Below are 9,730 nucleotides of genomic sequence, written 5' to 3' on the forward strand. Positions count from 1 at the left end.
TATGCATTAAACAAGGGAGTCTAGACTCTATGATGTACATTTTCACCCTATAATGGTAAAAGCTGCGACAGATGCTAAAAAACAGGAATTAAAAAAGAAAAATTGGTCGGGATGGCGGGATTCGAACCCACGACCACATGTCCCCCAGACATGTGCGCTACCAGGCTGCGCTACATCCCGAACGGTGTGAAACAAGAATTTGTTCACCAGGTTGATACTAGGTATCAGCTTACATGGGGGTAATCGACGGGTTTTAGGCCTGTCGACTTAAGTCGCGGGTATAATACCTTATGACGCTTTAGAAATAAATAAAAAACGCCGATAGTATCGGCGTTTTTTAAGATTACCTTATTACTTGAAAGCTTAGCTGTTTAGTACGTCTAAAACTTCTTCAAGCTCAGTGATCATTTGCTTGATCAATTCAGAGTTTTGCCCTGCAGGGCCCTCATCACCTTCATTGTGCAGTTTTTGCTTGGCACCACCGATGGTATAGCCTTGATCGTACAATAAACTACGAATTTGACGAATAGTCATGACGTCCTGGCGCTGATAATAACGACGATTTCCACGACGCTTTACCGGTGACAGTTCATCAAACTCTTGCTCCCAATAACGTAGAACATGAGCTTTGACTCCACATAAGTCGCTTACTTCTCCAATAGTGAAATAGCGCTTACCCGGAATCGGGGGTAATTCATTATTGTGACTGGGTTCCAGCATATTCTTCTACTTTTGCCTTTAATTTTTGTCCGGGTCTGAAAGTAACAACGCGTCTGGCAGAAATAGGAATTTCTTCACCAGTTTTAGGGTTACGTCCAGGCCTTTGTTTCTTATCGCGTAGGTCAAAATTACCGAAGCCAGATAGCTTCACCTGTTCATTGTGACCTAGGGCTCCAACAATTTCATCAAAGAACGCTTCCACCATTTCTTTGGCTTCGCGCTTATTTAGTCCAACTTCGTCGTATAGGCTTTCGGCCATATCAGCTTTTGTTAAAGCCGCCATGCGCTAGCTCCTTAATTTAGCTCCAAACTTAGCACTGAGTGCTGACACAATACGCTCAAAGGACTCGTTGATTTCTTCATCATTAAGAGTGCGATCACTTCGCTGCCATACCAGACCGAGGCCTAGACTCTTTCCGTTTTCAGCAAGATTATCACCTGAATAAACATCAAACACATTGAGATTAACCAGGTCTTCACCGGCATTATCTCTAACAATCTGCTCAACGTCTCGGAACGGTATCTCGTGATCGATCAATATTGCCAAATCCCGTCTAACTTCTGGGTATTTTGACACGCCATCAAAACTCGGCACTTGTCCTTGAACGGTTTCAATTAAGCATAGTTCAAACAAATAAACTGAGCCATTTAAATCCAAGGATTTTTGTAATTTAGGGTGAATAGCCCCTAAATAGCCGATTTTTTTACCATTTTTTACAATCTGTGCAGTCTGCCCAGGGTGTAAAGCAGCATGTTCACCCTTCTCGAAAGCGACTGTCGGGTCAATTGAGAACAATAAATTCTCAAGATCGGCCTTCACATCAAAGAAGTCGATTGCTCTGCTTTCATTACACCAGTTTTCGTTTTGAACAGTGCCTGAGACAACGCCCGAGATCATTCTAGTTTGAACAATCTCTTCGCCTTCTTGAACAAACTTTAGACCTGTCTCAAAAAACTTAACTCGGGGCTGCTGGCGCTTCTGGTTGTAGCTTAGTGCTTTTAGCAAGCCAGGCCATAAAGACGTTCTCATCACAGCCAAATCAGCTGAGATTGGGTTTGCCAAAGCGATACCCTGCTCTTCAGGCGTCACGAGCTTTTGTGTTTCTTCGTCAACAAAGCTGTAAGTGATTGCCTCCTGATAACCTAAACTCACCAAACGATCAGCCAGGTAGTCCTGCGGGAAGATATCTTCGTCGACGGCCCGCAGCTTCATTGAGCCTAATGCAGTCGTTTTAGGTAGTTTGTTATAGCCGTAGACCCGACCAATTTCTTCAATCAGGTCTGGTTCAATGGCAATATCGAAACGATAGCTTGGCACAGCAAAGGTCCACTGCCCCTCTGCTCGATCAACAACTTCAAGCCCAAGGCGCGTTAGAATCTCTTCTATTTCAGCTGTCTCTACCTTCAAGCCTAAGAGCGACTCAACTTTAGTTTCACGCAAGGTCACAGTCGAAGACTTAGGAAGCGTCTCTGCATCACTTTCTTCAACGATTGGGCCAGCTTTGCCGCCGACAATATCGATTAATAAGCGCGTTGCACGTTCCATTGCCTCGTGCTGCAGCGCATAATCAACACCTCGTTCAAAACGGTGTGAAGAGTCTGTATGCAAGCCATAAGAGCGTGCTTTACCCGCAATCGCCAAGGGTGCAAAGAAGGCACATTCCAAAAAGATGTTCTGAGTTGTAGCGCTAACACCTGAGGCTTCGCCACCCATGATACCTGCGATTGCAAGTGGAGTGTTTTCATCTGCAATAACCAAGGTGTCATCACGAAGTTCAACTTCCTGACCATCCAACAAGGTTAGTTTTTCAGCATTTTCAGCTTGACGTACATTGATTGAGCCATTCAGCTTATCTAAATCAAATGCATGCATTGGCTGACCGAGCTCAAGCAAAATATAGTTGGTTACGTCAACGGCAGGATCAATACTACGTAAACCGCAGCGACGTAACTTTTCTTGCAGCCATAATGGTGAAGGCTTAGTTAGGTCGACACCTTCAATGACGCGTCCCAAGTATTTAGGGCAGCCCTCTGTGTCTTGTAAGTTTACCTTGAAGGTAAGTTCACTCTCTGAAACCACTGACTCAATCTGTGGCTTAGTGACATTCTCTTTATTCAAGACACCGACTTCGCGAGCAAGACCCGCAATAGACAAACAGTCACTTCTGTTTGGCGTTAAATCAACATCGATACAGTTATCATCTAAACCTAGGTATTCGCGAATACAAGCACCTACGGGTGCATCAACAGGCAATTCCATCAAACCATCTGAAGATTCAGCCAAACCAAGCTCTGACTCGGCACTCAACATACCGAATGACTCAACGCCACGCAGCTTAGCTTTCTTAATCTTAAAGTTACCTGGCAACACAGCACCAATTTTCGCGAAGGGTACTTTTAAACCTTCTCTCACGTTCGCAGCACCACACACTACCTGGACGGTCTCTTTTCCGTCACTCACCTGACAAACGCTTAACTTGTCAGCATCAGGGTGCTGTTCTTTGCTGAGCACTTCGCCTACAACGACGCCGGTAAATTCACCCGCTACCGGGTCCATGCCATCTACTTCTAAGCCAGCCATGGTGATTTGATGGAGTAGATCATCTGTACCAATAGAAGGGTTTACCCACTCTCTGAGCCACTGTTCACTAAATTTCATTGCTCTACTATCCTGACTAACTTAGTTAAATTGCTTGAGGAAACGAAGGTCGTTTTCAAAGAACATTCTTAGGTCGTTTACGCCATAGCGCAACATAGCCAAGCGTTCTACACCTAAACCAAAGGCAAAGCCTGAGTATTTTTCGGAATCAATACCACTGGACTCAAATACTTTCGGGTGGACCATGCCACAGCCCATCACTTCTAGCCACTTGGTATTGCCGTCAGCGTCTTTACCCCACTCGATATCCACTTCTGCTGAAGGTTCGGTAAATGGGAAGTAAGAAGGACGGAAACGAACAGCCAGGTCTCGCTCAAAAAACACCTGAAGGAAATCTTCAATGGTACTCTTTAGGTCAGCAAAACTAACATTCTCTTCCACCAGCAGGCCTTCAACCTGATGGAACATCGGCGTATGCGTTTGGTCGGAGTCGCAACGGTATACACGGCCCGGACAGATCATACGAAATGGTGGCTCTCCCTTCTCCATCGTGCGTACTTGCACAGGTGAAGTGTGAGTTCTTAATAAGGTATTTGCATCAAAGTAAAAGGTGTCGTGCATAGCACGTGCCGGGTGATGCCCCGGGATATTCAAAGCTTCGAAGTTATGGTAATCATCTTCGATTTCCGGGCCTACTTCTACTGAGTAACCGGCTCTGGCAAAAAACTGCTCAATTCGGCGCATTGTTTTGGTTACCGGGTGCAAACCACCGGTATCGCTTGCGCGGCCTGGCAAGGTGACATCCACAGCTTCTGAACGGAGCTTGTTCTCAAGCTCAGCTGTTTCAAGGGACTCTTTCTTGGCTAACAGTTTTTCCAAGACACCTTCTTTGGCTTCGTTTATCTTTGCTCCGGCCGCTGGTCTTTCAGACGCATCTAACTTACCCAATGTTTTGAGTAGCTGGGTGATTTCACCCTTCTTGCCTAGGTAATCAACTCTGACCTGGTCCAATTCTTGAATTTTTTCCGCTGCATCTACAGCGCTAATGGCGCGTTGAACAAGTTGTTCAAGGTTTTCCATTACTGCTCTCCGAAAAAACAGTACTCAAAATAAAAATAGGGGGTGAGTTGTCTCGCCCCCTATCCAGCTATTACTTATGTTTCAACGAGTGTTGAACTAAGTCTTAGTTTGCTAGTGCAGCTTTAGCCTTTTCAACAACAACAGTAAATACTGCTGCGTCGTTCATTGCTAAGTCAGCTAATACTTTACGGTCGATCTCAACGTTAGCTTTTTTCAAGCCAGCGATTAATCGGCTGTATGACAAACCGTTTAAACGTGCACCAGCATTGATACGCGCGATCCATAGACGACGGAACTGACGCTTACGCTGACGACGGTCACGGTATGCATATTGACCTGCTTTAATTACGGCTTGCTTAGCTACGCGATAGATACGGCTACGAGCTCCGTAATAACCTTTAGCTTGCTTTAATACTTTCTTGTGGCGACGGTTCGCCTGGACACCACGTTTTACGCGAGGCATATTTGACTCCTTACTAAACTATATTTTAATGGCTAAAAATTAAATACGAAGCATACGCTTGATTGAAGACTGATCAGAGTCTGCAACCTGCTTGCATCCACGTAGCTGACGCTTACGCTTTGGTGATTTTTTAGTCAAAATATGGCTAGTAAAGGATTGCTTGTGCTTGAATCCGTTAGCTGTTTTCTTAAAGCGTTTTGTAGCACCGCTTTTTGCTTTCATTTTAGGCATAATATCTCACTCCGCATTGGAAAAATTAACAAAAATAGCAACCGCGCTATTTTCTCTTTTTCGGGGCCAACACCATCATCATTTGCCGACCTTCCATTTTAGGTCGCTGCTCAACAGTTCCGTACTCTTCCAAGTCTGTTTCGACTCGTTCAAGTAGCTTCATGCCGATTTCCTGATGTGCCATTTCACGACCGCGGTAACGAATCGTCACCTTGGCCTTGTCCCCACCTTCAAGGAAACGTATCAGGTTGCGTAGTTTTACCTGATAATCCCCCTCTTCCGTCCCTGGTCGTAACTTAATTTCTTTAACTTGAGTCTGCTTCTGCTTTTTCTTCTGGGCAGCTTTCTGCTTCTTCTCTTCAAATACTTTTTTACCGTAATCCATGATTTTACACACAATCGGATCACTGTTGGCAATTTGAACCAAATCTAAACTTACTTGTGTGGCACGAGCCAGCGCGTCTTCTATCGGAACAATACCTAACTGCTCACCATCTTCTGCTATAAGACGAACTTCCGTTGCTTCGATATTCTCGTTGATCAACGCTTTTTTTGACTTGCCACTTTGGTTATTACGCTTAATGTCTATTTCTCCACATTAAAAATGCAAACATAGATGAGGTGCACATTTTATACTGCTTACTCACCAGAATTTGCGATACGACCTTTCTGTACAAAATCTTCTTTGAAGACCGCGAGAACATCTTCTAAAGGCATCACGCCAAGATCCTCTCCCTTACGAGTACGAATAGCCACTGTATTATTTTCAACTTCCTTATCACCCACAACAAGTAAATAAGGAATCTTGTTAATTGTGTGCTCGCGAATTTTAAAGCCGATCTTCTCGTTTCTCAAGTCCAGATGTGCTCTATATCCCGCTTCTTCGATATTTTTATGTATTTTTTTGCAATATTCGCTCTGTTTATCGGTAATATTCAGTATTGCGACTTGTTCAGGCGCCAACCAGAATGGAAATGCACCTTCGTACTGTTCGATCAAAATACCGATAAATCGCTCAAAAGAACCTAACACAGCACGGTGTAACATGACCGGAGTTTTACGTTCCTGATGATCACTTACATATTGGGCGTCTAGTCGACCCGGCATCGAAAAGTCTACTTGAATCGTTCCACACTGCCATACTCGGCCTAAACAATCCTTCAAAGAGAATTCAATCTTAGGGCCGTAAAACGCTCCCTCACCAGGCAATAAATCCCACTTCAAGCCTTTAGCGTCCAGAGATTCTGCTAAGGCTGCTTCGGACTTATCCCAAACCTCATCTGAACCAACGCGTTTCTCTGGTCGCGTAGATAGCTTGTAAAGAATCTCGCTAAAGCCAAAATCTTGATAAACTTCGTGCAACATATCGATAAAGGAAGATACTTCTTCCTGAATCTGCTCTTCAGCACAGAAAATATGCGCATCATCCTGAACAAAACCACGCACTCGCATAATACCGTGCAAAGCGCCAGATGCTTCATTTCTATGGCAAGAACCAAACTCGGCAAGACGTAAGGGCAACTCCTTATAACTCTTCAAGCCTTGATTAAATACCTGAACGTGGCATGGGCAGTTCATCGGCTTGATTGCAAAGTCTGCGTTCTCTGAGTGAGTAGTAAACATCTGCTCACTAAATTTATCCCAGTGGCCCGACTTCTCCCATAGCGTACGCTCAACCACTTGAGGCGTCTTAATTTCTTTATAACCATACTTGCGCTGCTTGGTACGCATGTAGTTTTCGATAGTCTGGTAGATACTCCACCCCTTGTCATGCCAGAAGACCATACCTGGCGCCTCATCCTGCATGTGGAATAAGTCTAACTTCTTACCTATTTTACGATGGTCTCGCTTTTCGGCTTCTTGTAAGCGATTCAAATATTGCTTTAGCTGCTTCTTATCTGCCCAAGCTGTACCGTAGATACGCTGCAACATTTTGTTGTCAGAATCGCCACGCCAGTACGCGCCAGAAATACGCATTAGTTTAAAATGATGGCAGAATTTCATGTTCGGCACGTGAGGGCCGCGGCACATATCTATATATTCTTCATGGTGATACAAAGCTGGCGTATCGGTCTTGGCGATATTTTCGTCAAGAATTTCCATTTTATAAGTTTCACCACGCGCTTCGAAAGCATCTCGTGCTTCTTGCCAGCTTACGGTCTTCTTAACAACGTCATAGCTCTTCTTAGCAAGCTCAAGCATACGCTTCTCGAGGGCTGCCATATCTTCTTCAGTGAGACGATGCTCTAAATCAACATCATAGTAGAAGCCATTTTCAATCGTTGGGCCAATCGCCATTTTGACATCAGGCCAAAGCTGCTTAATTGCGTGACCAACAAGGTGAGCGCATGAGTGACGCAATATTTCAAGGCCATCTTCATCTTTTGCAGTGATAATACTTAGTGTGGAATCTTCTTGAATCAACTCACAAGCATCGACCAATACATCATTTACGCGACCAGCGATGGTTGCCTTGGCAAGACCTGGACCTATATCTGCAGCAACATCCAATACGGATACAGCATTTTCAAACGAACGTTGACTACCATCAGGAAGCGTAATAACTGGCATATCTACCTCAAAATCAGTGGTGGCCCTTACTAAAGGTCACATGAGTTAAAAATTAAAAAATTACAAGCGCGCGATTCTAAACAAAAAACAAGTAAATTTGTACCGATATCTCCAAGTTTACGTTGATCGATGCACATCAATACTAAAACTGCGACCTTATTCCTAAGTGGCTCCAAAAAAGAAAAAACCCCGACACTCATTGAGTATCGGGGTTTTTAGACTCCTTAAGATTAAGCAGCAGCTTTTGCCAGCTTAGCTCTTTCTTTTGCAGCAATCTTATCAGGGCGAACAAGGAAGCGTGCCATCGCGGGTAGCAACCACAAGCTGCCAACCATGTTCCACAAGAACATAAAGAACAGCAGGATCCCCATATCTGCCTGGAATTTAATTGGCGAGAATATCCAAGTAAATACACCCAAACCAAGGGTCATACCCGTAAAGCAGACCGCTTTACCTGTCGTTCTAAGCGTCTGAAAGTAAGCCTCTTGTAAGACCACACCTTGTTTCAGTTTAGTCTCTAACTGACTATAGATATAGATACCATAATCGACACCAATCCCCACACCCAAGGCAATAACAGGAAGTGTCGCAACTTTAATACCAATACCCAATTGAGCCATAAGCGCTTCACACAGAACCGAGGTAAGTGCCAAAGGTGTAACGATACAAATAACAGCAGCTAAAGACCTGAACGTAATCAGACACAAAATACTAACGACCGAGTAAACAGAGGCTAACATGACATTCTTAGCCTTGGAAATAACCTCGTTAGTCGCCGCTTCAACACCTGCATTACCTGCCGCAAGTAAGAACTGGTAGTTTTCACTTGGGTACTGATCGATCAAGTCTTCCATCGTGTCGATCACAGTATCAAGCGTATCGGCCTCATGATCCTCCAAGAAGATGATCATTGGCGTCATACTACAGTCTGAATTAACCAGGCCTGAAGGTGCTCGCTGTATAGAAGAGTTAATAATTGACTCATTTCGGGATATTTCAAACCACTTCAAGCTTCCCTCATTGAGCGCTTTAGTCACCAATTTGGACACTGAGACCAAAGAAGCGGTAGATTCAACGCCTGGTGTATTTTCCAAACGCCATTGCATACGATCCATGACATCCATTAACTCATAGGTCGAACACATTTCTTTTGGCGTTTTAATCATCACAACCATAATATCGGCGCTGGTACTATAGTTGCTGATAATATAGTCGTTATCTAAATTGTAGCGAGAGTCAGGTCGCAGCTCTGGCGCACCTTTATCCAAGTCACCTATTTTAAGATCTTTCTGGTAGTAGAGACCTATACCACAACCCAGTATTGCAATAAGCACTGAAATCGGTGCCACACTTGGGTGAGCCATAAATGAAAGTGCGCGCCACTTTTTGTCACCATGAAGTTCAACATGCTTAGCATGCTTCAGGCCACCTTTACTCAAACCAGAGTACGAAACGATCACTGGATGGAGAACAAGGTTGGTAACAATAATAACCGCCACACCTACACCTGCGGCAACAGCGAGATCTTTAATCACGTCAATTTCAATGAACAATAATGTCAAAAAGCCAATCGCATCTGAAAGCAAAGCCAGAATACCCGGCCTTACAAGCTGTCTAAAAGTCAAACGACAAGCCATTAGCGGGTTATAACCATGAGCCTGCTCAACCGCAACCCGGTTAACTATCTGCACACCGTGACTAATACCAATCGCAAATACCAGGAATGGCACCAGTACAGAATAAGGATCTAAACCATAGCCAAGTAAGTTCAATATACCTAGCTGCCAAACCACCGCAATAATAGAGGTAACAATAGGTACCAATGTACCGACCATACAGCGAGAGTAGACAAACAAAAATGTTAAAGTTAGTCCGATTGTAATTAATGCAAAGACCGCAACCGCACTAATCCCTTCGATCAAATCACCAACTTTTTTTGCAAAGCCGATAATATGCACATTAATATTTGGATTTTTTGCTGTGTACTGGTTACGAACTTTGTCTTCTAACTTTAAAGAAAAGTCTTTGTAATCAAGAGGTTCATTTGTTTCTGGATTAATTTCAAA

General features: G+C 44.0%; 9 protein-coding genes and 1 tRNA gene. All 10 read right to left on the minus strand.

Annotated features, from left to right (window positions below; all coding sequences use genetic code 11):
- Positions 1 to 103 precede the first annotated feature (103 nt).
- Positions 104 to 180: transfer RNA gene (locus tag A3763_RS09190), tRNA-Pro, on the minus strand.
- Positions 181 to 363: 183 nt separating this feature from the next.
- Positions 364 to 720, minus strand: coding sequence for a MerR family transcriptional regulator (locus A3763_RS09195; RefSeq protein ID WP_068507650.1), 357 nt, complete (start codon positions 718 to 720; stop codon positions 364 to 366).
- On the minus strand, positions 698 to 1,003 hold the full coding sequence (gene ihfA / locus A3763_RS09200; protein WP_068507652.1) for an integration host factor subunit alpha: 306 nt from the start codon (positions 1,001 to 1,003) through the stop codon (positions 698 to 700). The genes A3763_RS09195 and ihfA overlap by 23 nt, the downstream gene beginning before the upstream one ends.
- Before the next feature lie 3 nt (positions 1,004 to 1,006).
- Positions 1,007 to 3,379, minus strand: coding sequence for a phenylalanine--tRNA ligase subunit beta (gene pheT, locus A3763_RS09205; RefSeq protein ID WP_068507653.1), 2,373 nt, complete (start codon positions 3,377 to 3,379; stop codon positions 1,007 to 1,009).
- Positions 3,380 to 3,400: 21 nt separating this feature from the next.
- Positions 3,401 to 4,399 carry a phenylalanine--tRNA ligase subunit alpha gene (gene pheS, locus A3763_RS09210; RefSeq protein ID WP_068507656.1) on the minus strand — a complete coding sequence of 333 codons (999 nt, stop codon included), beginning with the start codon at positions 4,397 to 4,399 and terminating at the stop codon, positions 3,401 to 3,403.
- Positions 4,400 to 4,502: 103 nt separating this feature from the next.
- Positions 4,503 to 4,862, minus strand: coding sequence for a 50S ribosomal protein L20 (gene rplT / locus A3763_RS09215; RefSeq protein WP_068507658.1), 360 nt, complete (start codon positions 4,860 to 4,862; stop codon positions 4,503 to 4,505).
- Between the two features lie 39 nt (positions 4,863 to 4,901).
- Entirely contained in the window at positions 4,902 to 5,093 is a 192-nt protein-coding gene (gene rpmI, locus A3763_RS09220; RefSeq protein WP_068507660.1) for a 50S ribosomal protein L35, read from the minus strand.
- 46 nt (positions 5,094 to 5,139) lie between these two features.
- On the minus strand, positions 5,140 to 5,676 hold the full coding sequence (gene infC / locus A3763_RS09225) for a translation initiation factor IF-3 (protein ID WP_156499823.1): 537 nt from the start codon (positions 5,674 to 5,676) through the stop codon (positions 5,140 to 5,142).
- 56 nt (positions 5,677 to 5,732) lie between these two features.
- Entirely contained in the window at positions 5,733 to 7,664 is a 1,932-nt protein-coding gene (gene thrS, locus A3763_RS09230) for a threonine--tRNA ligase (protein WP_068507661.1), read from the minus strand.
- 230 nt (positions 7,665 to 7,894) lie between these two features.
- A partial coding sequence (locus A3763_RS09235) for an RND family transporter (protein ID WP_068759993.1) occupies positions 7,895 to 9,730 on the minus strand: 1,836 nt, incomplete at its 5' end.

This window comes from Oleiphilus sp. HI0128, assembly GCF_001635365.1.